The sequence below is a fragment of the Massilia luteola genome, from assembly GCF_034420155.1.
Classification (GTDB): Bacteria; Pseudomonadota; Gammaproteobacteria; order Burkholderiales; family Burkholderiaceae_D; genus Telluria; species Telluria luteola.
Window position 1 is genome coordinate 1 of record NZ_JAXOFN010000018.1, and the last position, 24,632, is coordinate 24,632.

At 66.5% G+C, this 24,632-nt stretch carries 20 protein-coding genes; 17 read left to right on the forward strand and 3 right to left on the reverse strand.

Features of this window, described 5'->3' with window-relative positions; all coding sequences use genetic code 11:
* The 4 genes from U9J41_RS18085 to U9J41_RS18100 all read left to right on the forward strand — a co-directional run.
* The coding region (locus U9J41_RS18085) for a sensor histidine kinase (protein ID WP_341850618.1) at positions 1 to 255 on the forward strand (255 nt) is incomplete at its 5' end.
* A gap of 294 nt (positions 256 to 549) precedes the next feature.
* A complete protein-coding gene (locus U9J41_RS18090) occupies positions 550 to 1,704 on the forward strand; it encodes a hypothetical protein (RefSeq protein WP_322403558.1) in 1,155 nt (384 codons plus the stop codon).
* Positions 1,705 to 1,907: 203 nt separating this feature from the next.
* Positions 1,908 to 3,761 (forward strand): sensor histidine kinase, encoded by a 1,854-nt coding sequence (locus tag U9J41_RS18095; RefSeq protein WP_322403559.1) that lies wholly within the window; start codon positions 1,908 to 1,910, stop codon positions 3,759 to 3,761.
* Positions 3,762 to 4,059: 298 nt separating this feature from the next.
* Positions 4,060 to 5,094, forward strand: coding sequence for a hypothetical protein (locus U9J41_RS18100; protein WP_322403560.1), 1,035 nt, complete (start codon positions 4,060 to 4,062; stop codon positions 5,092 to 5,094).
* A 147-nt stretch (positions 5,095 to 5,241) separates the two neighbouring features.
* Here U9J41_RS18100 and U9J41_RS18105 read toward each other — a convergent pair whose 3' ends face one another.
* Positions 5,242 to 5,505 carry a hypothetical protein gene (locus tag U9J41_RS18105; protein WP_322403561.1) on the reverse strand — a complete coding sequence of 88 codons (264 nt, stop codon included), beginning with the start codon at positions 5,503 to 5,505 and terminating at the stop codon, positions 5,242 to 5,244.
* A gap of 157 nt (positions 5,506 to 5,662) precedes the next feature.
* Complete coding sequence (locus U9J41_RS18110) at positions 5,663 to 6,559, reverse strand: NAD-dependent epimerase/dehydratase family protein (protein WP_322403562.1); 897 nt, start codon at positions 6,557 to 6,559, stop codon at positions 5,663 to 5,665.
* 12 nt (positions 6,560 to 6,571) lie between these two features.
* Between U9J41_RS18110 and U9J41_RS18115 the strand changes: the two genes are divergently transcribed.
* The 11 genes from U9J41_RS18115 to U9J41_RS18165 all read left to right on the forward strand — a co-directional run bounded on the left by U9J41_RS18115 (position 6,572) and on the right by U9J41_RS18165 (position 21,033).
* Entirely contained in the window at positions 6,572 to 7,600 is a 1,029-nt protein-coding gene (locus U9J41_RS18115) for a CDP-6-deoxy-delta-3,4-glucoseen reductase (RefSeq protein WP_322403563.1), read from the forward strand.
* 120 nt (positions 7,601 to 7,720) lie between these two features.
* A complete protein-coding gene (locus U9J41_RS18120) occupies positions 7,721 to 8,464 on the forward strand; it encodes a class I SAM-dependent methyltransferase (protein WP_322403564.1) in 744 nt (247 codons plus the stop codon).
* 198 nt (positions 8,465 to 8,662) lie between these two features.
* Positions 8,663 to 9,925, forward strand: coding sequence for an MFS transporter (locus U9J41_RS18125; RefSeq protein ID WP_322403565.1), 1,263 nt, complete (start codon positions 8,663 to 8,665; stop codon positions 9,923 to 9,925).
* Positions 9,922 to 10,623 carry a DUF1345 domain-containing protein gene (locus tag U9J41_RS18130; RefSeq protein ID WP_322403566.1) on the forward strand — a complete coding sequence of 234 codons (702 nt, stop codon included), beginning with the start codon at positions 9,922 to 9,924 and terminating at the stop codon, positions 10,621 to 10,623. The genes U9J41_RS18125 and U9J41_RS18130 overlap by 4 nt, the downstream gene beginning before the upstream one ends.
* A gap of 76 nt (positions 10,624 to 10,699) precedes the next feature.
* Positions 10,700 to 11,074, forward strand: coding sequence for an HPF/RaiA family ribosome-associated protein (locus U9J41_RS18135; RefSeq protein WP_322403567.1), 375 nt, complete (start codon positions 10,700 to 10,702; stop codon positions 11,072 to 11,074).
* Positions 11,075 to 11,188: 114 nt separating this feature from the next.
* Positions 11,189 to 13,804, forward strand: coding sequence for a TonB-dependent receptor (locus U9J41_RS18140; protein ID WP_322403568.1), 2,616 nt, complete (start codon positions 11,189 to 11,191; stop codon positions 13,802 to 13,804).
* 154 nt (positions 13,805 to 13,958) lie between these two features.
* Entirely contained in the window at positions 13,959 to 15,644 is a 1,686-nt protein-coding gene (locus U9J41_RS18145; RefSeq protein ID WP_322403569.1) for a putative bifunctional diguanylate cyclase/phosphodiesterase, read from the forward strand.
* Positions 15,641 to 18,073 carry an ATP-binding protein gene (locus U9J41_RS18150; protein ID WP_322403570.1) on the forward strand — a complete coding sequence of 811 codons (2,433 nt, stop codon included), beginning with the start codon at positions 15,641 to 15,643 and terminating at the stop codon, positions 18,071 to 18,073. Before U9J41_RS18145 ends, U9J41_RS18150 begins: the two co-directional genes overlap by 4 nt.
* A complete protein-coding gene (locus U9J41_RS18155) occupies positions 18,063 to 19,283 on the forward strand; it encodes a response regulator (protein ID WP_322403571.1) in 1,221 nt (406 codons plus the stop codon). Before U9J41_RS18150 ends, U9J41_RS18155 begins: the two co-directional genes overlap by 11 nt.
* Positions 19,280 to 19,912, forward strand: a complete 633-nt coding sequence (locus tag U9J41_RS18160; RefSeq protein WP_322403572.1) for a response regulator transcription factor — start codon at positions 19,280 to 19,282, stop codon at positions 19,910 to 19,912. The genes U9J41_RS18155 and U9J41_RS18160 overlap by 4 nt, the downstream gene beginning before the upstream one ends.
* The gene (locus U9J41_RS18165) at positions 19,909 to 21,033 is read left to right on the forward strand and encodes an acyltransferase family protein (protein WP_322403573.1); all 1,125 of its coding nucleotides are present in this window, start codon (positions 19,909 to 19,911) and stop codon (positions 21,031 to 21,033) included. Before U9J41_RS18160 ends, U9J41_RS18165 begins: the two co-directional genes overlap by 4 nt.
* A gap of 9 nt (positions 21,034 to 21,042) precedes the next feature.
* Here U9J41_RS18165 and U9J41_RS18170 read toward each other — a convergent pair whose 3' ends face one another.
* Positions 21,043 to 21,852, reverse strand: a complete 810-nt coding sequence (locus U9J41_RS18170; RefSeq protein WP_322403574.1) for a helical backbone metal receptor — start codon at positions 21,850 to 21,852, stop codon at positions 21,043 to 21,045.
* 108 nt (positions 21,853 to 21,960) lie between these two features.
* Between U9J41_RS18170 and U9J41_RS18175 the strand changes: the two genes are divergently transcribed.
* Together U9J41_RS18175 and sbcB are read left to right on the forward strand one after the other, a co-directional pair.
* Entirely contained in the window at positions 21,961 to 22,914 is a 954-nt protein-coding gene (locus tag U9J41_RS18175) for a GGDEF domain-containing protein (RefSeq protein ID WP_322403575.1), read from the forward strand.
* A 101-nt stretch (positions 22,915 to 23,015) separates the two neighbouring features.
* Complete coding sequence (gene sbcB, locus U9J41_RS18180; protein ID WP_322403576.1) at positions 23,016 to 24,464, forward strand: exodeoxyribonuclease I; 1,449 nt, start codon at positions 23,016 to 23,018, stop codon at positions 24,462 to 24,464.
* Positions 24,465 to 24,632 lie beyond the last annotated feature (168 nt).

Consider the following 24,632-nt stretch of genomic DNA (forward strand, 5'->3'; position numbering starts at 1 on the left):
CGCCTGAACGGCGGCTGGCTGTCGCTGACGGTGCGCGACAACGGATGCGGCCTGCCGCCGGGCGGGCGCAACAAATACGGTTCGTTCGGCCTGGTCGGCATCGAGGAGCGCATCGTGATCCTCGGCGGCACCTGCGCCGTCTTCAGCGAACCGGACGGCGGCACGACCGTGACCGTCTCGGCGCCCGTCGCCGGGCAACTGGAACACCCGGTTCGCGAGCTGCTCGAGCACGACGCCGGCTCCTCCCTCATTTAACATTTTTCCCTCGGCATTCATTCCCATCGGCTATCCTTTCCGGATACGCCTACCCTATCCTTTAGCGTCTGCGCATCCAATTAAGCAATAAATGTTGCTTCTTTGACAAATATCAATAACTAGGCGAGTTGCCTCAACTACATTGAGCACGTGTAAGACACGTCCGTAAATTCGACAGTGTGTTGCCCGATGTCATCACATGCTTCGTGGAAATATTGTTCGTAGGCAGTCGATTCACCGCTTAACACCATAACTAGGGATAGTAGTACTCAACAATTACTCATAAGGATGACCATGAACACCAATGACCTGATCAACGCCGTGATGCAACTCGACCTGGAACCGATCAAGATGAAACTGATGCACGTCGCATCGGGCGAAGGCTGGAGCCTGGAAAAGGCCAATGCCGTGGAAAAGGAATATCGCCGTTTCCTGTGCCTGATGAAGATGTATCCGGAAGAAGACACCGCGCCGCTGGTCGACGTCGACACGTTCTGGCACTACCACATCCTCGACACGATGAAATACGCCGCTGACTGCGAACAGGCCTTCGGCTACTTCCTCCACCACTATCCGTACGTCGGCATGCGCGGCGAGGACGACGAGCAGTTCCGTCTCGACAGCGGCGACCGCATGCGTGAACTGTATGAAGCCACCTTCGGCGAAGCCTATCCGGGCGCGCTGGCCGCACCGGCGACGAATGACATGCCGCTCGACAGCAAAGCCGGTGCTGTCACCGCCTACTGCGCCAGCCCGCGCATCGAAGCAGCCTACTGCGCCAGCCCGCGTGCCGAAACGGCCTACTGCGCCAGCCCGCGCATCGAAATGGCTTATTGCGCCAGCCCGCGCGTCAAGGCGCAGGCCGGCCGTGGCGACGGTGCGGTGGCCGCTACCGCCTATTGCGCCAGCCCGCGTGCCGAAACGGCCTACTGCGCCAGCCCGCGCATCGACATGGCTTATTGCGCAAGTCCCCGCGTCAAGGCGCAGGCCGGCCGTGGCGACGGTGCGGTGGCCGCTACCGCCTATTGCGCCAGCCCGCGTACCGAAACGGCTTATTGCGCCAGCCCGCGCGTCAAGGCGCAGGCCGGCCGTGGCGACGGTGCGGTGGCCGCTACCGCCTATTGCGCCAGCCCGCGTACCGAAACGGCCTACTGCGCCAGCCCCCGCGTCAAGGCGCAGGCCGGCCGTGGCGACGGTGCGGTGGCCGCTACCGCCTACTGCGCCAGCCCGCGTGCCGAAACGGCTTATTGCGCCAGCCCGCGCATCGAAGTGGCTTATTGCGCCAGCCCCCGCGTCAAGGCGCAGGCCGGCCGTGGTGACGGCGCGGTGACCGCTACCGCCTATTGCGCCAGCCCGCGTGCCGAAACGGCTTACTGCGCCAGCCCGCGCATCGAAGCGGCCTATTGCGCCAGCCCCCGCATCAAGGAGGATGCACACTTGACGGCCTGACGCCCGACACGGGGTGCCACATGCGGCACCCCGCGCTCGCCAGCCGACCCGTCCCCTGCCACCGGACGGGTCATTTCATTTGTTCAGCGGTAACGACAACTCTTTGAACTGCTAGGTTCGCAAAATATCTAACGCGCGTAAGTTGCAAATAATTAACATTGCACGACCGGCGCGCGCCGGAAAGGTCTGGAAATGGGATTTTCATGGCAACGACACTGAGAGACGCATTTTCGGTCACCCGGTTATCGTTCTGGGCCGGCACCTTGCTGTCCTCGCTGGTCGGCGGCCTGCTGTACATGGTCACTGCACGTTCGATCGAGAGCGATGCCGAGGCCCGCTTCGTCAGCCATGCGAAACACGCGCAAAGCGTGATCAATGTTCGGGTGAAATCGTACACAGACCTGCTGCGCTCCACGGGCAGCATGATCCAGAGCACCAACGTCCTGACGCACCAGAACTTCAACGAATTCGTACACGGGCTCGATTTATCCCGTAATTTCCCCGCTGTCGACTACATCAATTTTGCAGTTTACGTGCCCCAGGGCGGGCGCGACGCTTTCGTCAACGACCTGCGCACGAACGTATCGCGCATTTTCGGCAAGCCCGTCGAGCTGGACATCACGCCGCCGGGCATCCGGTCGTCCTACCTCGTCGTGGCCTTCATCGAACCGGCTCCGCCGGGCAGCCGATACTATGGCGTCGACCTGATGGCCAACCGCTATTTCGGAACGCAACTGATCGAAGAGCGCGACCGCGGCAAGATTTTTTCGGCGGGCACGCCGATCCAGGTGCTCTCCCGTCCGAACAATATCTATCTGGGCATGCGCATGCCCATCTATCGTTTCGGCGCCGGACTCGATACCGTGGAACAACGCCGCGCCGCCTATACCGGCTCCCTCGGCATCGCATTCAGCGTCCGCAAACTATTGCACGGTGTGATGGACGAAGTCCCGATTTCCGGCCTGCGCATGACCCTGTTTGACGTGGGACCAGGTTTGGACGCCCAGGGCCGGGACGCCTCCAACAAACTGCTCACCCTGTTCGACAGCCGCGGCACCCCGGACAATCCCACGCCGCCGCTCGACGAAGACGACACCGTGTTCAGGACGACCCTGCCGCTCGAATTCAATGGCCGTCTGTGGAAGACGACCTACAGCGTCCCGAAGTCCTCGCTCTACACGGAATTCGACGGCTATTACCCGAAGCTGATGATGGCGTTCGGCTTCCTCGGCTCGGTCATGCTGTACGCCCTGCTGCACATCCTGACGTCGTCGCGCCGTGCCGCCCTCGCGCTCGCCCAGGAAATGACGAGCGAACTGCGCGAGAGCCAGGGCAAGCTGCAGTTGTCGCACCAGAAGCTCAGGCGCCTGGCCGACCACGCCTACCAGATCAAGGAAATGGAACGCAAGCGCATCGCGCGCGAGATCCACGACGACCTCGGCCAGAGCCTGCTCGCCCTGCGCATCGAGGCCGAGCTGCTGGCCGGACGCACCAAAGGCACGCACAGCCACCTGCACAAGCGCGCCCGCGCGACCCTGGGGCAGATCGACACGACGATCAAGAGCGTGCGCCAGATCATCAATGACTTGCGCCCGACCGTGCTCGACCTGGGCCTGTCGGCGGCCGTCGAGTGGCAGGTCAACCAGTTCCAGCGCCGCACGGGCATCCAGTGCGACATCCACGACGAGCACGGCGAGATCGCCCTGCCCGACCACTGCGCGACGGCCTTCTTCCGCATCCTGCAGGAATCGCTCACGAACATCGTCCGCCACGCCAACGCGACGCGCGTAAAGGTGGAGCTACGCCTGAACGGCGGCTGGCTGTCGCTGACGGTGCGCGACAACGGATGCGGCCTGCCGCCGGGCGGGCGCAACAAATACGGTTCGTTCGGCCTGGTCGGCATCGAGGAGCGCATCGTGATCCTCGGCGGCACCTGCGCCGTCTTCAGCGAACCGGACGGCGGCACGACCGTGACCGTCTCGGCGCCCGTCATCGGCGGCCCCGAAATTGCCATGCGCGATCCGCTCGCGCATGGATCGGGCTCGGCTGTCATCTAGCGCCACCCTCCTCATTTTTCTGTCATGCTCGCAGGATATTCGTCCTGATGTGCCTACTTTGCTCGATCAACTTTGCATAGCCGACTCATCAATAAATGTTGTTTCTTTGACAAATATCAATAACTAGGTGAATTGCCTCAACTACATTGAGCACGTGTAAGACACGTCCGTAAATTCGATAGCGTGTTGCCCGATGTCATCACATGCTTCGTGAAAATATTGTTCGTAGGCAGTCGATTCACCGCTTAACACCATAACTAGGGATAGTAGTACTCAACAATTACTAATGAGGATGACCATGAATACCAATGACCTGATCAACGCCGTGATGCAACTCGACCTGGAACCGATCAAGATGAAACTGATGCACGTCGCATCGGGCGAAGGCTGGAGCCTGGAGAAGGCCAATGCCGTGGAAAAGGAATATCGCCGTTTCCTGTGCCTGATGAAGATGTATCCGGAAGAAGACACCGCGCCGCTGGTCGACGTCGACACGTTCTGGCACTACCACATCCTCGACACGATGAAATACGCCGCCGACTGCGAACAGGCCTTCGGCTACTTCCTCCACCACTATCCGTACGTCGGCATGCGCGGCGAGGACGACGAACAGTTCCGTCTCGACAGCGGCGACCGCATGCGCGAACTGTATGAAGCCACCTTCGGCGAAGCCTATCCGGGCGCCGCAGCCGCAGCAGCGTCGGTATCCCAGGACGGCGCCGGCAACGGGACCGCGTGGTGTGCCGGACCGCGTGCCGACAGCGCCGGCACCGCTTGGTGTGCCGGACCGCGTGCCGAAGGGGCCGTCAACGCTGGCACCGCATGGTGTGCAGGCCCACGTGCCGAACGCGCCGTCAGCGCCGCCACCGCTTGGTGCGCCGGACCGCGTGCCGAAGGGGCCGTCAACGCCGCCACCGCATGGTGTGCCGGACCGCGTGCCGAAGGCGCCGTCAGCGCTGGCACCGCATGGTGTGCAGGCCCACGTGCCGAACGCGCCGTCAACGCCGCCACCGCATGGTGCGCCGGCCCGCGCATCGACGCACAGGCCAAGCGTGCCGAAGGCGCCATCAACGCCGGCACAGCATGGTGCGCCGGCCCGCGTATCGACGCGCAGGCCAAGCGTGCCGAAGGCGCCGTCAACGCCGGCACAGCATGGTGCGCCGGCCCGCGTATCGACGCGCAGGCCAAGCGTGCCGAAGGCGCCGTCAACGCCGGCACGGCATGGTGCGCCGGTCCGCGTATCGACGTGCAGGCGAAACGTACCGGCAACGTCATCAGCGCCGCCACCGCATGGTGCGCCGGTCCGCGTACCGCGATCGCGGCTGCCGCCTGAGGTCCGGGGACGCCACCGCGTCCCGCAGTCCTCCTGGCGCGGCCGCTCCCCCGCAGGCGGCGCCAGCCTGATCCGCCCCGTACCCCGGGGCGGATCTTTTTTGTTTGCCGCTCAGGCCGCTAAGGCCGCTCAGGCCGCTAAGGCCGCTCAGGCCGCGCCGGTCGCGCCGTCCATCCGCACCATCAGCGCGCGCAGCTCGCGGATGCTGTAGTCGGACACCTCGTGCATGCGCAGCAGGATGGTGGCGCCGATCGGCAGGGTGTTGTGGCGGATCTTGCTGATCACGGGCGGCGCCACTTCCAGCGCGCGCGACAGCGCGGCGTCGTTCTTGAGCTTGAGTTTGTTGATGATGGCGTCGAGCACCTGGTTCGGGTCGTACTCGGCGCCCTCCGGTATCCGTCTGATGGGCATTGATGGTCCTTCGCAGTGACATCCATGGGAAATTCTCCATGACCCGAGAGGGATAATGGAAAATCAGCCAGTTTTGGGAAATATAGATTATTTATATGGTCGCTCTACGGCGAACCCAAATGATACATGGATCAGTTGCGAAATGCTTAAGCCGCCCTTATTTCGACGCCCGGGCCAGCGCGGCGACGGCCGCTTCGACATGCGGATGCAGCAGGCGGGCGCGCAGCTCCGTCCCGATGCGGCGATTGTCCAGCCGGCGCGATTCCGACATAAACGACAGCAGCATCGGCGACACGGCCTTCTCCAGCTCGGCCCGCGCCAGCCGCGGCGGCCGCGCGAGGCCGAAGGCGTCGGCCACGAGGTCGAAATAGTCGCCCATCTTCAGGCGCGAATCGTCGGACGCGTTGTACACCCGCCCCGGCCGCGCACGGAACAGCGCCAGCGCGCACAGGCGGGCCAGGTCGTCGGCGTGGATGTGGTTCGTGTACACGTCGTCGATCGGCGCCAGCGCCGGCGTGCCGCGCTGCAGCCGTTCGATGGGCAGGCGGTCGGCCGCGTAAATGCCGGGCGCGCGCAGGATCGCCACCTTGCCCCCGCTGGCCACGGCCCAGGCACGCAGGACGCGCTCGGCGTCCACGCGGCGGCGGGCCCGGGCGTTGCGCGGCGCCACCGGCGTCGTCTCGGGCGTCGCCGCGCCGCCGCGGTCGCCGTAGACGCCCGTGGTACTGACATAAACCAGCCGCGCGCCCTCGGGTAAAATGGCGGTCAAATTGCGCGTGCGCAAATCGAGCGCACCGTCCTGCTGAGGCGGCGCAAGATGCACGATCCACTGCGCCAATCCGACCAATCGTTTCATCGTCTCGGGCCGGTCGAGGTCGGCCACGACCGGGACCGCGCCCGCCGCGCGCAACGCGCTAGCACGGGCCGGCTGGCTCGTCACGGCGAACACGCGAAAGCGCTCGCGCACCAGCGGCACCAGACGCATGCCGACATCGCCGCAGCCCACGATCAGGAGGCGCGGTTTGTTGAACCTGACATTGTTTTTTGTATTCATTCCGAGGATTGTATGACGTTTCAGATCACTGTCCAGCCCAGCGGCCATCACTACGACTGCGCGGGGGACGAAACCGTGCTCGCGGCCGCGATCCGTTCCGGCATCGGCCTGCCGTACGGCTGCAAGAACGGCGCCTGCGGTTCGTGCAAGGGCAAGGTCGTCGAAGGGACGATCCAGCACAAGCCGCACCAGGCGCGCGCCCTCTCCGACCAGGAAAAATTGCAGGGCTATGCGCTGATGTGCTGCGCCGTCCCCGAGGGCGACCTGGTGATCGAAGCGCGCGAAGTGAGCGGCAGCAGCGAGTACCCGGTGCGCAAGATGCCGACCCGCGTCACGAGCATCCGCCGCGCCGCGCCGGACGTGGTCGTCCTCACGCTGCAGTTGCCGGCCAACGAAGCCCTCGCCTACCGCGCCGGCCAGTACGTCGAATTCATGCTCAAGGACGGCAAGCGCCGCGCCTACAGCATCGCCAGCGCGCCGTCGCTGGGCGGCCCCATCGAACTGCACATCCGGCACCTGCCGGGCGGGCTGTTCACGGACCACGTGTTCGGGGCGATGAAGGAACGCGACATCCTGCGCTTCGAAGGCCCGCTGGGCACCTTCTTCCTGCGCGAAGACTCCGCCAAGCCGGTCGTGCTGCTGGCGTCCGGCACCGGCTTCGCGCCCGTCAAGGCGCTCGTCGAGCATATGGTCCACCTGAAGTCGGAACGTCCGGTCGCGCTGTACTGGGGCGGCCGCCGGCCGCAGGACCTGTACATGCACGAGTTGTGCGAACAATGGGCGCGCGAGCTGCCGCATTTCACGTACGTGCCGGTCATCTCGGACGCCCTGCCGGAAGACGGCTGGACGGGCCGCACCGGCTTCGTCCACGCGGCCGTGATGCAGGACATTCCCGACCTGTCCAACCACCAGGTGTACGCGTGCGGCGCGCCCATCATGGTCGATTCGGCGCGGCGCGACTACGTCGCCCGGTGCGGCCTGCCGGACGACGAGTTCTACGCCGACGCCTTCACGACGGAGGCCGACCTGGCCCAGCCGTGATGCGCGGACAGGGGCATCCATGCAGATGCGATTCTTGTATATCTCGACAAGAATTTGGAGTATGGTCGCGATTGCCCCGGCCACGCCCGGCCGGCTCCCCAACAAGAAAGGGTCAAACAAATGCATAAGACGCTCCGCCGTGCCCCTGTCCTGCTTGCCCTGTCGGCCGCCCTGCTGACGGGCGCCCTCCCCGCCCACGCCGCCGACCAGGCGGGCAGCAACTGGCAATCCGTCCTCGCCAGCCCGATCCGCAGCGACGACGACCGCAAGGCCGACGCGCACCGCAAATCGGGCGAGTTCCTGACGTTCGCCGAAGTGAAGCCGGGCATGAAGGTGCTCGACGTCGCGTCCGGCGGCGGCGCCACCGCGGCGCTGCTGACGGCGGCCGTGGGCAGCAAGGGCGCCGTCTGGGCCCAGAATGCGAAGCCGAATCCGAAGCTGGAACAGCGCGTGGGCCAGGCCACGCTGCCGAACCTGCATGCGGTCGTGGCGGACTACAACGATCCGGTCCCGAAAGGCACGCCGCCGCTGGACCTCGTCACGATCAATATGTCCTACCACGACATCGCGAACACCCCGACCGACCGCGCCGCGATGAACAAGCACCTGTACGACGCGCTCAAGCCGGGCGGCCATCTCGTCATCGTCGACAACTCGGCCAAGAAGGGCAGCGGCCTGACGGCCACGAAGACGCTGCACCGCATCGACGAGGACACGCTGGTCGACGAGGTGACGAAAGCCGGCTTCAAGGTCGACGCCCGCAGCGATTACCTGCGCGCACCGTCCGATCCGCGCGAGCAGCCGTTCTTCGAGATGAAGGGTGCGCCGGACGACAAGTTCGCGGTCAGGTTCGTCAAGAAATAGGCACGCAGCGGCGAGCCGTGGGCACGGGGTGCCCACCCTACGGCCATTCCGTGACCGTACGGTGGGCGGCCCCCGCGCACGTTCGCGGTTCGCCGGCGTCCGCGTGGGCACGGTGTGCCCACCCAACGCATTGACAGCGCGGTTCGCCGACATCAGGCACAATGAGGGTTGCATTCCTGCCAGTCCATTTCCCCAATTATGTCCGTGCTTTCTCCGACAGGCCGTCTTGCCGTCCTGCGCAACCCGAACGTTTCGTTCTACCTGTCCTCGCGCTTCCTCGGCACGCTCGCCATCCAGATGCAAAGCGTGGCCGTCGGCTGGCAGGTCTACCAGATCACCCACAGCCTGTTCGCCCTCGGCCTCATCGGCCTGGCCCAGTTCGCGCCCTTCCTGGTGCTCATCCTGTGGGCCGGCCATGTGGCCGATACCCACAACCGCCGCAACATCGTCCTGCTGTGCATGTGCACCCAGCTGCTGTGCAGCCTGCTGCTCGTCGCGTTCACGCTGTCCGGCAGCACGACCGTCTGGCCCGTGTACGCCGTGCTCGTGCTGTACGGCAGCGCGCGCGCCTTCATGATGCCGGCCTCGCAGGCCGTGCTGCGCAACCTCGTCTCCACGCAGGATTTCTCGCAGGCCGTGGCATTGAGCTCGTCCACGTTCCAGGTTTCCGTGATCGTCGGTCCGGTGCTGGGCGGCCTGTTGTACGTGTTCGGGCCGAACGTCGTCTACGCCGTGTCGAGCACCCTGCTGGCCGTGGCCGTGCTGCTGATGGCCCGCACCAGGAGCGCGCCGCAGGCCCGGAACAAGGCGCCCGTCAGCTGGCACACGCTGCTGGAGGGATTGCGCTTCGTGTGGTCGCGTCCGATCGTGCTGGGCGCCATCTCGCTCGACCTGTTCGCGGTGCTGTTCGGCGGCGCCACCGCCCTGCTTCCGGCCTACGCCCACGACGTGCTGCATGCCGGCCCGACGAGCCTCGGCCTGCTGCGCACGGCGCCGGGCGCGGGGGCCACGCTGTGCTCGATCGCGCTGGCGTTCCGGCCCATCACGCGCAAGGTCGGCGCCTGGATGTTCGGCGGCGTCGCCCTGTTCGGCGCGGCCACCGTGACGATGGGCGTCACGAACGGCTTCTACGTCGCCCTCGGCGCCCTGTTCCTGCTGGGCGCCGGCGACATGGTGAGCGTCTACATCCGCCACCTGCTCGTCCAGTACGAAACGCCGGACGAGATCCGCGGCCGCGTCAGCGCCGTGAATGCCGTGTTCATCGGCGCCTCCAACGAACTGGGCGAATTCGAATCCGGCCTCACGGCCAGCTGGTTCGGCCTCGTGCGCGCGATCGTGTTCGGCGGCGTCGCCACCCTGGTCGTCACGGGCACGTGGATGAAGCTGTTCCCCGTACTGTCGCGCATGGACCGCTTCCCGCACCACGACGCGGAACGCGCGGCGCAGGCCAAGGCCGGATGATGGACAAGCGCTTCCCCCACGACGCCCGCCCGCCGGAGCAACCCGGCTTCCTGACGCGCTTCATCCGCAGCCGTCCCTACCTGATCGGCGCGCTCCTGCTCGGCGTGGCGGTCGGGGTCCTCGCGCCAAACCACTACACCGGCCTGCGGCGCGCCCTGATCGGCTGGAACAGCGGGGTGTGGTCGTACCTGCTGACGATGACGTGGACGATGTTCCGCGCCGACCACAGCCGGGTGCGCGCCATCGCCGAACGGCAGGACGAAAGCGGCGGCGCGGTGCTGGGCGCCGTGATCGTCGGCGCGATCCTGAGCGTCTACGCCATCGTGACCGAACTGGCGAACATGAAGCAGGCATCCGAGCACGTGGCGGCCCTGCACTACGCGTTCACGGCGCTGACCGTGATCGGCTCCTGGCTGCTGGTCGGCGTCATGTACTGTTTCCATTACGCGCACCTGTACTACACGGCCAGCAAGCACACGCTGCCGCTGGAATTCCCGGACCAGCACACGCAGCCGAACTACTGGGATTTCCTGTACTTCTCGTTCACGCTCTCGGTCGCCGTCCAGACGTCGGACGTGACGGTCAAGACGCGCGCCATGCGCAAGCTGGTGCTGGGCCATTGCGTGCTGGCGTTCTTCTTCAACCTCGTGATCCTCGGCCTCTCGGTCAACATCGCGGCCAGTCTCGTGAATTCCTGAGCCGCGCGTGCGGCGCGCTGGGTTTTCGCCGGAGTGTGTAACATCGATGCAAATATGACCACTTTTGGAGGAGTTTATGGAAGTTAATGTCAACACCGACAACACGATCCAGCGTCACCAGGGCCTCGACGAACGCGTCCGGACCCAGGTCGACGAGGCGATCGGCCGTTTCGGCGACCACGTGCGCCGCGTCGACGTCCACCTGAGCAACGAAAACCGCGAAAAACACGAGGACGGCAGCAACTACTGCATGATGGAAGCGCTCGTGTCCGGCTATGCGCCGGTCGTCGTGCATGCGCATGCGGAAAACCTGCAGCTGTCGATCTCGGGCGCCATCACCAAGCTCAAGCGTGCACTGGACAGCGCCATCGGCCGCCTGAACGACAAGAACAAGCGCGAACCGCTGCCCGTCGACGCCGGGTCCGACAAAGACCTGACCAGCGATTCCTGAGGGCCGCCGGGCCGGCGCGGCCCGGGAAACGTCCAAATATTTCTTTTTTGTAAGGTAGAATTCTCCCCATCATATTACGGCGACTCTGGAACGGCGCGCCGCCTGGGAGAACACTTGCAAGACGACACCTCATTCAAGAAACGCCTGATGGCCGCGATGGCGGCATTGACCACGCTCCAGGCCGGCGGTGCCCATGCGCAGGGCCCCATGCCGGCGGAGGGCGATGCCGCCTCGGGCCCGCCGCCTGCGGTACTCGTCAGCGGCAAGCGCGCGAGCCTGGTATCGGCCCAGCAGATCAAGCGCGACAGCATCGGGATCGTCGATGCCGTCGTCGCCGAAGACATCACCCGGCTGCCCGACATTAACGTCACGGACGCGCTGCAACGCATCACCGGCGTGCAGATCCTGCGCGATCGCGGCGAGGGCGCGGGTGTGGCGATCCGTGGCCTCACGCAAATGGAAACCACGCTCAACGGCCGCGAAGTCTTCACGGCCGGCGCGGGCCGCAACCTGGATTTTGCCGACATACCTGCCGAGCTCCTGGCCGGCATCGACGTCTACAAAACGTCGTCCGCGAACCTGCTCGACGGCGGCGTCGGCGGTACGATCGACCTGCGTACCCGGCGCCCGTTCGACTTCAGCGGGCGGCAAATCGCCGGTTCGGTGCGCGCGATCCACGGCGATCTCGTCAAGCATACGCAGCCACAGCTGTCCTTCCTGGCGAGCGACCGCTGGAACACGGCAGATCATGGCGAATTCGGCGTGCTCGTGAACGTGGCGCATCAAAAGCGCGCCTGGCGCGAAGACCAGAAGTCGGCCGGCAATCCGCTGACGCGCAACGATATCGTTCCCGGGCAGGCCGTGATCGTACCAAATGGCACTTCGGAAACCACCAGCATCGGCGACCGCGAGCGCAACGCCGGCGCCTTCGCCCTGCAATGGCGTCCGAACCAGGCACTCGAACTGTATGCCGAAGGGAATTACGCGGAATTCAAGACGCTGCAGGATTCGCACCAGATCAACGTCCCGGCGGCGCCCACGTTCGTCGCGGGAAGCCCGGTCCTGTTTCCGGGAACGAACGACCTGAAAAGCATCACCTGGACCAATGCGCCGTTTTCCGTGCTGAGCTTCGCACGCGACACATCGGACCGCACGCGGCAGGTCGCGGCCGGCGGGCGCTGGACCGGCACCGCGCTGACGCTCACGGCCGACGTCAGCCACACGTCGAGCCATGACCAGCTGTTTTATTCCGGCCCCTATCTCGGCGGTAACGTCGCCAGCTTCACCCAGGATTTATCGACGCACATCCCCGGCACCGCCGTCGCCGGCACGAATCTGCTCGACCCGGCGAATTACCGCTACGCGGGCGTCGCATACCGTACGCGTCCGTTCGACGGCAGCCTGACCGCCGCGCGGCTCGACGGCGACTATCGCCTGGCGCATGCCGTCTTCGACGCCGTGTCCGCCGGCGTGCGCCTGGCCCGGCGCAGTGCCGGCAACACGCCGGGTCTCGTCTTCGCGGATGCGGACGTCACCGGACTCAAGGGAACCGACAAGCCGGGCTACCTGATGCCGAACCCGTACAGCGATTTCTTCCCGGGCCAGGGCGTGCCCGGCATCGGCACGTTCCTGGTGGGCGATCTCGCCACGGCCCGCGATGCCGCCGGATTGCGCGGCGCCTTCGGCATCACCGCGCCGATACCGGCGTCGGCCAGTCCCGACACCCTCTGGGCGATCCGCGAAGACACGCAGAGCGCGTACGTGATGGCGACGTTCAAGGGCGCGGACACGCCGGTCGACGGCAATGCCGGGCTGCGGGTCGTCCATACCCGCGAACGAGTGTCGGGGGCGCAAACGGTGCCCACGAGCCACGCGGTCGCGCCCGTCGACGTCGACGACAGCCATACCGATGTCCTGCCGAGCATGAACCTGCGCTATCGCCTGGGCGACGGCATGTACCTGCGCGGCGCGGCATCGAAGACGATCACGCGGCCGGATTTCAACCAGCTGTCGCCCTCGTTGACGCTGATCTCGAACGCCATCGACCCGTCGCTGAACAAGGGAAGCGCCGGCAATCCGGACCTGAAAGCCGTCCGGTCCACGAACTGGGACCTGGCGGCCGAACGCTATTTCAGTCCGGCGACCTCGGTGTATGCGACGGTCTTCCTGAAGCATGTCGACGGCTTCGTCACCAACGTCAGCGCGCCGGAAACGCATGACGGCGCCGTGTACCAGATCAGCCGGCCGCACAACGCCAACGCGGCGCGCATCGCGGGGGCCGAGGCCGGCTACCAGCAATTCTTCGACGCCCTGCCGGGATGGATGCGCGGACTCGGCGTGCAAGCCAACATCACGTATGTGCACAGCGCGATGTCGGACGGCGCCGCCGGCGACCAGCCCCTGCCGAACCTCTCCAGGCGCAGCGCCAATCTGGTCGGCATGTACGAACAAGGCGCGATATCGGCCCGGATCGCCTACAACTGGCGCGATAAATTCCTGAGCGGATACACCAGCGTCGTCGGCGGCGCCACGTTGCCGACTTATATGCGCGGTTACGGCTGGCTCGACGCATCGCTCGCGTATCGGTTCAACGACCGCATCAGCCTGGCGCTGGAAGGCACGAACCTGCTGCGCACCGTCCGCACGGCCTACTATGGCGTGACGACACAGCCGCAAAGCGCCTGGATCAACGACCGCCAGATCGGCATCGTTGCCGTCATGCGCCTGTAGCGGCGGGCGGCCGGCGCATCAGGATTTCCTGATGGCGCCTTCATGCAGGACTACCGCAAAATCAAGACCGCCTGATTTTCAAGCGGCAGGTTCTCCGGCAGACTCATTCATTATCGGTAGCAGTACACGAGACACTGACGGGGACGAGGGAAAGATGGCGGTACGACAAGCCGACGGCGGGACATACGCGATCCCGGCCTCGTGGCCACGAGACGCGCCGGACGTGCGCAGGTTGCGGCTGCTGGCCCTGGCCGGCGGCAGCGCGCTGGTCATCCTCTGCGCGCTCGTCCTATGCCTGTTGCACGCCGGGCACCGCGGCAACCTGGACTGGAATGCGGCGCTGGCGATGTCGTTGCTGTCGGCCGGACTGACGGGAACGCTGGCCATGGGCGCCTACGCGTTCGGCCTGCGCACCCTGTTCATCCGGCAAAAAAGCCTGGAAGACGACCTGCGCCGCCGCGACGCGGCATATCGCGAGCAGGCCTCGTACGACGAATTGACCGGGCTGCCGGCCCGTACGCTGCTGACCGATCGCGTGCGCCTGGCCATTGCCGAAGGCGCCCGCACCGACAACCAGTTCGCGTTCATGATCGTCGGCATGGACCACCTCAAGGAAGTCAACGATTCGCTCGGCCACGGCGCCGGCGATGCGCTGCTGTGCGAGGCGGCCGTACGCCTGCAGTTGCAGATGCGCCCGTTCGACACGGTCGCCAGGCTGGGCGGCGACGAATTCGCCGTGCTGCTGCCCGGCGCGCGCGGGCTGGACAATGCCGGCCTCGTCGCCCACAAACTCATCGATGCGCTGACCGCGCCCTACCTGCTGGACGGCCATGAAGTCATCGTTTCGGCCTGCATCGGCGTCGCGCTGTATCCGGACGATGCCGTCGCCATCGACGAACTGTTCCGCTTCGCCGGTTCCGCGCTGTATCACGCCAAGCGCGAGGGGCGGAACAATGTCCGGTTCTACGTGACCGAACTGACGGCGCGCTCGTCGGAACGCCTCGAAATGGCGGCCGCGCTGCACAAGGCCGTGCGCTGCGGCGAACTCGAGGTGTACTACCAGCCGCAGATCGACTTGCGCGACGGCACGATCGCCGGCGTCGAAGCGCTGCTGCGCTGGCATCGGCCGGGCCATGGCATGGTCGCACCGGACAAATTCATTCCCGTCGCCGAAGAATCCGGCCAGATCGTCGAGATCGGCGAATGGGTACTCGACGCCGCCTGCCGCACCGCCGCCGCCTGGAACCGCACGTTGGAACGGCCGGTCGCCGTCTCGGTCAACGTCTCCACGCGCCAGTTCATGCGCCACGATTTCGTGGCCACCGTCGAGCGCGTGCTGGCCGGCAGCGGTTGCCGGCCCGCCTGGCTCAAGCTGGAAATCACCGAAAGCCTGCTGCTGGAGGACAACGAGGAAGTCGCGCGCATGCTCGGCCGCCTGCACGCGCTGGGCCTCGTGATTTCGATCGACGACTTCGGCACCGGTTATTCGGCGCTCGGTTACCTCTACCGCTTTCCGGTCAGCCAGATCAAGATCGACCGTTCATTTGTCAGCGATATTCCGCAGGACGTCAACAAGAGCGAACTCGTCAAGGCAATACTGTCGATCGCCGCGGCGCTGCGGCTGCAGGTGATCGCCGAAGGCGTGGAAACGCAGGACCAGGTCGACTACCTGCTGGCGCACGGCTGCTGGTGCGTGCAAGGCTATCTGTTCGGCGCGCCCATGCCCGCCGCGGCGCTCGCCCCCATCCTGCATGCGGGATGCCGCATGACTGCAGGCTCGTCCGCGCCTGCTATCATGGAATTCCGGCACTCCGAAACGACAATGGTGATCAAAGCATGACGCCCCGTCTGTCATGGGCGCCGTTCCTGTTTCTCGCCGGCCTTGCGCTGAGCGGCGCGGCCCACGCGCTGACCCTGGACGAATGGCGCAGCCAGGTCGAAACCATGCGCCTGCTCGCCGAGCGCGACGTAGCGGAGGCCTACCAGCGCGCCACCCAGCTGGCCGAGGACGTGCCGCTCGGCGCCACGCCGAGCGACCGCGCGCGCGCGCTCAACGCGCTGGCGCGCGCCGAGGTCTACCAGGCGCACACGGAAGACGCCCAGGTGCATGCCGAGCAGGCCCTGCAACTGGCGCTGCAGGTCCAGGACCGGCCCGGCCAGGCCGAGGCCTACCTCAACCTGTCGGTGAATGCGATCTTCCGCGGGCGCGTCGACGACATCGTCAACTACTCGCTGCGCAGCATGACCGTGCTGGAAGGCGTGCACCGCCGCGACCTGCAGGGCGAAGCGATGCTGCGCACGGCCATGATGTACCGCCGTATCGGCCAGTTCGACGAATCGGTGACGCTGTGCATGCGCGAGATGGAAGTCGCGCGGCGCTTCGCCGACCCGCTCGAGCTGGCCTACGCGCGCCAGTGCATGGCCATTTCCTACGACCTGAGCGGACGCCGCAAGGAGGCGCTCGAACACTACACGAAGATGTACGAGGTGGCGCATGGCGCCGGGTTGCGGCTGCTCGAAGGCTATGCGCTGGTCGGCCTGGGCAACGTCAAAAGCGATCTCGGCGACGCGCGCGAAGGCGAATCGGAGATCCGCAGGGGCATCGATCTATTCCGCGCCGTGCACACGTCGACGGGCCTCGGTTTCGGCATGCTGAATCTCGCCGAGCGGCTGCGCAACCGCAAGCAGATGGCCGCGGCCATGCCCCTGTACGCCGAGGTCGAGGCGATCTACGTGGGGCAGCAGAACCGCATCGGCCTGTGGTTCACGTATAACGCGCGCAGCAAGGCGTACGAACAGACCGGCCAGCTGGCGGCGGCGTGGGCCGACGCCGAAAGCGCTTACCGGATCGCCCAGGAAATCAACTTCCCGCTCTACCAAAGCGAGAGCGCGCGCCGCCTCGCCGGCGTCTATTCGGCGCGCGGCGACTATCGGCGCGCCTACCAGATGTCGATCGAGGCGAGCGACATGGGCGCCAAGGGTGCGATCGAGAAGTCGGGTGCGCGCATGCTCGAACTGGCGCAGCGCTACGAGACCGAAACCAAGCAGCACGCCATCGAAGACCTGGCGCGCCGCAACGAGCAGCAGGCGTTCGAGTTGAACCAGCGCGAACTGAAACAGCGCTGGACGTGGACCGTGCTCGGCGCATGCGTCGCCTTCCTGCTGGGCACCAGCTATTTCCTGATACGCCTGCGCAAGTCGCACGGCATGCTGTCGGCCACGAACCGGAAGCTGCGCCAGTCGCAGGCCGAACTGCAGGAACTGAACGGCAGCCTCGAGCAGCGCGTACAGGCGCGCACCGGGGAATTGCAGCGCCTGGCGCGGCAGCGCAGCGAATTCCTGACGCAGATGAGCCACGAATTGCGCACGCCGCTCAACGCCATCCTCGGCTATGCGCAGTTGCTGCAACGCGACGCCGCGTTGCCGGCCGAGCAGGCGCCCAGCCTGATGGTCATCCAGAAGAGCGGCGAACAATTGATGACGCTGATCGACGATTTCCTCGATTCCGCCAAGATCGAGGCCGGCAAGCTCGCGCTGGCGCCCTCCAACGTGCCGCTGGCGGAATTCCTGCATACCATCGCCGAAATGATCCGCGTGCGTGCCGAGCGCAAGCAGGTTGCGTTCCTCCACACGCTGCCGCCGAACCTGCCGGCCGTCGTCCGCGCCGACGAGCAGCGCCTGCGCCAGGCCCTGCTCAACCTGCTGTCGAACGCCGTCAAGTTCACCGACCACGGCAGCGTCGTGCTGCGCGTGCGCTTCACGCCGCCGGGCCGGCTGCTGTTCGAGGTCGAGGATACCGGCATCGGCATCGAGCGCGGCCAGCTCGACACGATCTTCGAGCCGTTCGAGCAGGCGGGCGATCACCAGCGCAAGCTCGGCGGCACCGGCCTGGGCCTGTTCATCAGCAGCCAATTCGTGCGCCTCATGGGCGGCGAGATCCGGGTCGAGAGCCGCGTGGACCATGGCAGCCGGTTCTGGTTCGAGCTCGACCTGCCGGTGATCGACGGCGCGCCGGTCGGCCTGGCGCCCGCCCGCGGCCCGTCGGCCGAGGACCTGGTCGCGCCGCCGCCGGAAGAAATGGACTTGCTGTACCGGCTGGCGATGATCGGGAACATGGCCGATATCGTCGACCACGCGCGGCACCTGGCCAGCCTGGACGACCGTTACCGCCCGTTCGCGGAACGGCTCGTCGAGCTCGCCGCGAGCTATCAATCCAAGGCGATCCTGGCCCTGGTCGAACGATTTCATGAGGTAGCAGATGCAAACTGACACGCCGTACCCGCGGCGGCCGACGATCCTGATCGTCGACGACACACCCGCCAACCTCGACGTGATCGCCAAGGGCTTCGAGCGCGACGGCGTGCGCGTCGTCGTGGCGCAGGACGGCGAGGAAGGATTGCGCCGCGCGACGTTCGTGCACCCGGACCTGATCCTGCTCGACATCATGCTTCCCGGCATCGACGGCTTCGAAGTGTGCCGGCGCCTGCAGCAGGACGAGTGCACGCGTGCCATTCCCGTGATCTTCATGACGGCCCTGCTCGACATCGAGAGCAAGGTCACCGCCTTCAAGGCCGGCGCGGTCGATTACGTGACCAAGCCGTTCCAGATCGACGAGGTCACGGCGCGCGTCTGGACCCACCTGAACCTGCGCGAGATGCAGACCCTGCTGGCCGAGCGCAACGACCGCCTGCAGCGCGAAATCGAGGAACGCAAGGTCGCCGAGCGCCAGTTGCAGGCCTACCGCGAAGGACTCGAACTCCAGGTCGCCGAGCGCACCGCCGCGCTGCGCGAGAGCGAGCAGCGCCTGGAGGAATCCTATGTGCGCCTGCGCGACCTGGCCGCGTACCGCGAGCGCGCACGCGAGGAGGAGCGCATGCGCATCGCGCGCGAACTGCACGACGAACTGGGACAGGCGCTCACGGCACTGCGCATGAAGATCGCGCTGTTGCGCGTCGAATTCGGGCAGGACAATCCGGGCCTGACCCACCACGTCGGCAAGATGAACGAACTGGTCGACCGCACGATCGGCGTGGTGCGCGGCGTCTCCACGGCCTTGCGGCCGGCCGTGCTCGACATGGGCGTCGTCCCGGCGCTCGAGTGGCTGGTCAAGGAATTCCGGGCGCACTCGGACATCGACTGCGAACTGGTCGCGCCCGAACGGACGCTCGGGTTGGGCGACGGCGTCGAGCTGGCGATATTCCGCGTCGCGCAGGAGTCGCTGACGAACGTCACGCGCCATGCGCGGGCCAGTTCGGTCCGCATGACCCTGCAGGCCCGCGACGACCGCTGCGTGCTCGAGGTCTGCGACGACGGCTGCGGCTTCGCGCCGGACGACGTCGAGCGGAACAAATTCGGGCTGGTGGGCATGCGCGAGCGCGTCGAAATGCTGGGCGGCGAATTTTCCATCGCCAGCGTGCCGGGCGAAGGCACGGCGCTGCGCGTCCGCCTGCCGGCCGCCAGACCGGAGGAGGTACGATGATCCGCATCCTGATTGCCGACGATCACGCCATCGTGCGCGGTGGTCTCAAACAATTGTTCACGATGGTGAAGGATATCGACGTGGTCGGCGAGGCGGTCAACGGCATGCAGGCCATCGATTTCCTGCGCCGCACGCCGGTCGACCTGGCGCTGCTGGACCTGACCATGCCGGGCATGAGCGGCATCGACGTCATCACCCGCCTGCGCGCGCTGTTTCCGGAGTTGCCGATCCTCGTGCTGAGCATGCGCAACGAGCCGCAGGTGGTGCGCCAGGTGCTCAAGGCCGGCGCCTCGGGCTACCTGACCAAGGACAGCGAACCGGAGATGCTGGTCGTCGCCATCCGCAAGGCGGCCGCGGGCGGCCGCTTCATCGACCCGACCCTGGCCGAGCAGCTGGTCTTCGATATCGATCAGCCCGGTATCGCGCCCCTGCACGAGCAATTGTCCGGCCGCGAGACCCAGATCCTCGCGCTGCTGGCGCGCGGGCGCAGCGTGAACGACATCGCGGCGGACCTCATGATCAGCAACAAGACGGTCAGCAGCCACAAGGCGCACCTGATGCAGAAGATGAACTTCATGAACAACGCGGATCTGGTCCGATACGCCATCCTGCACGGATTGGTCGAGTGACGCACGGCATCGCGAAATACGACGCCGTCGACGCCCTGCGCGGCATCGCGGTCGCCGGCGTCGTCCTCGTCCATACGGGCCGCCAGGCCATGCCGCCGAGCGACGCGCTGCGCGCGGCGATGAACCTGGGCGCGTGCGGCGTCCAGCTGTTCTTCGTCGTCAGCGCGCTGACGCTGTGCCTGTCGCGGGCGAGCCGGAGCCGGCATGAATCCCGCCCGCTGCGCAATTTCCTGATCCGGCGCGTGGCCCGGGTCGCGCCGATGTTCTGGATCGCGATCGCGCTGTATCTCGCGCTCCACGGCCTGGCGCCCGGATACTGGGCGCCCAACGGCATCCACGCGCCGGCCATTGCCGCGACGGCGCTGTTCGTGCACGGGCTCCATCCGGAAACGATCAATGCCGTCGTACCCGGCGGGTGGTCGGTCGCCGACGAGATGGGGTTCTATGCCATCCTGGCGCTGTGCCTGCCGAATCTCGTCACGCGCCGGCCGGCCCTGCTGTTCCTCGCCGCCAGCCTGGTGCTGTTCGCGCTCGATGGCGCCGTCGTGCCGCACCTGTTCTCCTACCCGGATCAGCAGCACTACCTCGTGCGAAATTTCGTCCGCTTCAACGTGTTCGGGCAATTGCCGGTTTTTGCAGCCGGCGTCGTCGCCTGCGTGGCGTTCAGGGCGGGCGTGGCCGACCGGCCGCTCGCCGCCGGCGCCACGCTGTGCATGCTCGGAGCCGCCTTCTGCTGGTGGCGCTTGCCGCAACCGCTGTGCACGCCGGCCATCGGCGTGTTCTTTGCCGCCGCCACGCTGCTGCTGGCGCGCTGGCCCGCGCGGCTGTTCGTGAACCGCGCGACGATCGCACTGGGCAGGCGCAGCTTCAGCGTGTTCCTCCTGCATTTCGCGGTGCTCGACGCGTTTTCCGGCTCCGGCGCCAGCGCCTGGTTCGCCGGATCGGATGCGGGCAGCGTCCTCCAGTTCCTGTGCGTCCTGGGCGTCGCCGCGGCGCTGGCGTGGGTCGCGTGGCGCTATGTCGAACAGCCGGGTATCGCCTGCGGGCGGCGCCTGATCGACGCGCTGGAACAGGCGCCGGCGCCGCGCGCGGCCGTGCCGCATGGCTCGCCGGCCGATTGAACCGTGGCCCTAGACGCCGTCCAGCAGCGCCGGCAAGGCGCGCAGATACCGCAATCCGGCCAGTGCCCGGCTGCCGTACCACGACATCATCTCGCCGTCGACCAGCAGCACGGGAATCCCCAGCTGCTTTTCGAGCGCGTCCGCGTGTGCTTCCGTGAAGCGGTAGGGCTCGGTCGACAACAGCACCGCGTCGAGTCCGTCGACGAGGTCCTGCGACCACGCGAAGCGCGGATACCGGTCGGCGCCCAGGTCCGGTACGCGCCAGCCCAGTTCGGCCAGCATCGCGGCGATATACGTCCCGTCCGACACCGTCATCCACGGGTCTTGCCAGATGCAGTACAACACGGTGCGTGGGGGAGTTTTCGGCAACGCGCGCAGCGCCGCGTACTCGGCCTCGAACGCGGCGCACCAGCGCGCGGCGGCGTCTTCGGCACCGAAGATCCCGCCCATCAACCGTGCCAGGTGCAGGTTGTCGCGCGGCGCGTCCGGATGCGTGACGACGATGTGCGGCACGAACCCGGCCAGTTCGTCGACGGTCGGCTTTTCGTTCTCGTCGATGTTGACGACGACGTGCGTGGGCGCCAGCTTGCGGATCTTTTCGATATTGACGGCCTTCGTGCCGCCCACTTTCGGAATGTCCGCGACGACGGCGCGCGGATGGATGCAAAAGCCGGTGCGGCCGACCAGCTTGCCGGCCAGGCCCAGGTCGCACAGCAGTTCGGTAATCGAGGGCACGAGGCAGACGATGCGCGCCTCCGGCGCGGGCGCGTGCACGTTGCCGAGCGCGTCGGCCAGAATGGAATCGGTAGCGGTATTCATGCCGCCATTGAAACACTGTTGTTTATCGGCGCCAAGCAGCGCGTTGGTGTTTTGTTCAGGTATCATGCGAGGTTGTCAATATAAGTTGTCGCTCAGAAGTTTAAATCCATGATCGTGACCGGCACCTTCGGTGCATCCTCCTACAGCATCCGCGACCTGCAGCTCTTTCGCGACGCCGACGACACCGCCGTCGCGCAGGCGCTCGCGGATTGCAAGCTGGTGCGCCTGCCGCGCGGCGAGGCGCTCGAGGACGGCCTGCGGGCCCGCCTGTACATCCTGCTGGCGGGCAGTCTCGCGGTGGAGGCGGCGCTGGGCGAAGGCAACATCGACCGCATCCTGCCCGGCGAGAGCGTGGGCGAGCAGTCCGTGCTGGACGATGCCGCCAACCTCGACGCCATCGTCGCGCTCGAAGACAGCGAGCTGCTGGTGATCGAACCCGAACGCGTGTGGCAATTGATTGACGGCCACAACGGCGTGGCGCGCAACCTGCTGCGGCTGCTGTCGTTCCGCATCCGCGCGACCAACGCGCGCCTGCGCCGGCGCCAGAAGCTGGGCGAGTTCTACCGCCAGCTGTCGTTCAACGACGGCCTCACGGGCCTGTACAACCGCGCCTGGCTGAACGACGCGCTGCCCAAGCTCGTCACCCGCGCGCGCCAGGACGGCGGCCCGCTGTCGCTGGTGATGATCGATCTCGACCACTTCAAGCGGTTCAACGACACCCACGGCCACATCGCCGGCGACAGCGCCCTGTGCGCGGCGGCCGGCGTGATCCGCGCCGGCCTGCGTCCGACCGATTTCGCCGTGCGCTACGGCGGCGAGGAGATGATGGCGATCCTGCCCGCCACCCCGCAGCAGCAGGCCGTGATGGTGGCCGAGCGCCTGTGCGCGCGCATGCGCGAGGCCGTCGTGTTCGACGACATGCGCCTGCCCCTGCCCCACGTCACGGGCTCGTTCGGCGTCGCCACCCTGCTGCCCGGCCAGGACGAACGTGGCCTGATCGAAGCCGCCGACGCCGCCTTGTACCGCGCCAAGGAAGCCGGACGGGACCGCATCGGCACCTGAACGTCGATTTGGTTCCCGAGGCCCGATTGCGCCGACGCTAGGCCGCGCGATTCATGCACGTTAGAATGGCGCGTCGCAACTGAGCCGCGCACGGCACCCCAATGAGCACCCATACGTTCCTCTGGCATGACTACGAGACCTTCGGCGTCGAACCGCGGCGCGATCGTCCCGCGCAGTTCGCGGCGATCCGCACCGACGCCGACCTCAACGAAATCGGCGAGCCGATCATGCTGTACTGCCAGCCCGCGCCGGACTACCTGCCCGATCCGCAAGCCTGCCTCATCACCGGCATCACGCCGCAGCACTGCCTGGAACACGGCGTGCCCGAGCACGAATTCGCGGCCCGCATCGGCGCGGCGTTCTCCGAGCCGGGGACGATCGGCGTCGGCTACAACACGATCCGCTTCGACGACGAAGTCACGCGCTTCCTGCTGTGGCGTAACCTGATGGACCCGTATGCGCGCGAATGGCAGAACGGTTGCGGCCGCTGGGACATGCTCGACGTCGTGCGCATGGCCTATGCGCTCCGTCCGGACGGCATCACGTGGCCGCGCCACGACGACGGCCGCCCCAGCTTCAAGCTCGAACACCTCACGCGCGACAACGGCCTCGTGCACGACGCCGCGCACGACGCCCTGTCCGACGTGCGCGCCACCATCGCGCTCGCGCGCCTGCTGCGCAGCAAGCAGCCGAAGCTGTTCGACTTCTGCCTCGAACTGCGCCGCAAGGACAAGGTCGCGGAGCAGATGGGCCTGCACCTCGACCGCGCGCTGCGCCAGCCTTTCCTGCACGTCTCCGGCATGTTCCCGGCCGAGCGCGGCTGCCTCGCGATGGTCTGGCCGCTGGCCACGCACCCGACCAACAAGAACGAAGTCCTCGTGTGGGACTGCCGCCACGACCCGTCCGAACTGTTCGGCCTCGACGTCGACACGATCCGCCAGCGCCTGTTCACCCGTGCCGCCGAGATGCCCGAGGGGATGACCCGGCTGCCCATCAAGAGCGTGCACCTGAACAAGTCGCCGATGCTGGTCAGCAATCTGAAGACGCTGAGCACGCAGTTGGCGGCGCGCTGGGAACTGGACGTCGAACAATGTCTGACGCACGCGCGCAGCGCGGCGGCGGGGCCGGACATGACGGCGGTCTGGCAGAAGGTGTACCAGCGCGAGACCGATGCGACCGCCGTCGACGTCGACGAAGACCTGTACGGCGGCTTCGTCTCGAACGGCGACCGGCGCCGGCTGGAATCGCTGCGGACCGAGGCCGCGCCCAAGCTGGCGACCCTGCGCCCGTCGTTCGAGGACGAGCGCCTGGCGCACCTGCTGTTCCGCTACCGCGCGCGCAACTTCCCGCACACCCTGAACGACGAGGAACAGCAGACGTGGGAAGAACACCGCGCCGCGCGCCTGTTCGACGGCGCCGGCGGCGCGCGCACGATCGAGCAGTTGTTCGCCGAGATCGACACGTTGTCCGAGACGGCGGACGAGCGGGCGGAGGAGATTCTCGGGGCGTTGTATGATTACGCGGAGATGATCGCCCCGAGCCGGTATTGATCGACGCCCGCGCCGCGTTACGGTGGGCACCGGTGGCCACGCGTTCAACCGGCGTTCGCACGGACGAAACGCGTTTTCGACGGAGCGACGGTCGCGTATCACCGCGTGGGCGGAGGGCCGCCCACCCTACGACAATCCCGATGGCCCGCGCATTCCGTTCGTTATCGA

What these genes read in the sequence shown, in the direction of transcription:
- U9J41_RS18100 (WP_322403560.1), top strand. Translation starts at nt 4,060, where the DNA reads ATGAATACCAATGACCTGATCAACGCCGTGATGCAACTCGACCTGGAA.
- U9J41_RS18150 (WP_322403570.1), top strand. Translation starts at nt 15,641, where the DNA reads ATGACGCCCCGTCTGTCATGGGCGCCGTTCCTGTTTCTCGCCGGCCTT.
- U9J41_RS18105 (WP_322403561.1), bottom strand. Translation starts at nt 5,505, where the DNA reads ATGCCCATCAGACGGATACCGGAGGGCGCCGAGTACGACCCGAACCAG.
- U9J41_RS18170 (WP_322403574.1), bottom strand. Translation starts at nt 21,852, where the DNA reads ATGAATACCGCTACCGATTCCATTCTGGCCGACGCGCTCGGCAACGTG.
- U9J41_RS18175 (WP_322403575.1), top strand. Translation starts at nt 21,961, where the DNA reads ATGATCGTGACCGGCACCTTCGGTGCATCCTCCTACAGCATCCGCGAC.
- U9J41_RS18110 (WP_322403562.1), bottom strand. Translation starts at nt 6,559, where the DNA reads ATGAATACAAAAAACAATGTCAGGTTCAACAAACCGCGCCTCCTGATC.
- sbcB (WP_322403576.1), top strand. Translation starts at nt 23,016, where the DNA reads ATGAGCACCCATACGTTCCTCTGGCATGACTACGAGACCTTCGGCGTC.
- U9J41_RS18145 (WP_322403569.1), top strand. Translation starts at nt 13,959, where the DNA reads ATGGCGGTACGACAAGCCGACGGCGGGACATACGCGATCCCGGCCTCG.
- U9J41_RS18115 (WP_322403563.1), top strand. Translation starts at nt 6,572, where the DNA reads ATGACGTTTCAGATCACTGTCCAGCCCAGCGGCCATCACTACGACTGC.
- U9J41_RS18125 (WP_322403565.1), top strand. Translation starts at nt 8,663, where the DNA reads ATGTCCGTGCTTTCTCCGACAGGCCGTCTTGCCGTCCTGCGCAACCCG.
- U9J41_RS18155 (WP_322403571.1), top strand. Translation starts at nt 18,063, where the DNA reads ATGCAAACTGACACGCCGTACCCGCGGCGGCCGACGATCCTGATCGTC.
- U9J41_RS18130 (WP_322403566.1), top strand. Translation starts at nt 9,922, where the DNA reads ATGATGGACAAGCGCTTCCCCCACGACGCCCGCCCGCCGGAGCAACCC.
- U9J41_RS18135 (WP_322403567.1), top strand. Translation starts at nt 10,700, where the DNA reads ATGGAAGTTAATGTCAACACCGACAACACGATCCAGCGTCACCAGGGC.
- U9J41_RS18095 (WP_322403559.1), top strand. Translation starts at nt 1,908, where the DNA reads ATGGCAACGACACTGAGAGACGCATTTTCGGTCACCCGGTTATCGTTC.
- U9J41_RS18160 (WP_322403572.1), top strand. Translation starts at nt 19,280, where the DNA reads ATGATCCGCATCCTGATTGCCGACGATCACGCCATCGTGCGCGGTGGT.
- U9J41_RS18120 (WP_322403564.1), top strand. Translation starts at nt 7,721, where the DNA reads ATGCATAAGACGCTCCGCCGTGCCCCTGTCCTGCTTGCCCTGTCGGCC.
- U9J41_RS18090 (WP_322403558.1), top strand. Translation starts at nt 550, where the DNA reads ATGAACACCAATGACCTGATCAACGCCGTGATGCAACTCGACCTGGAA.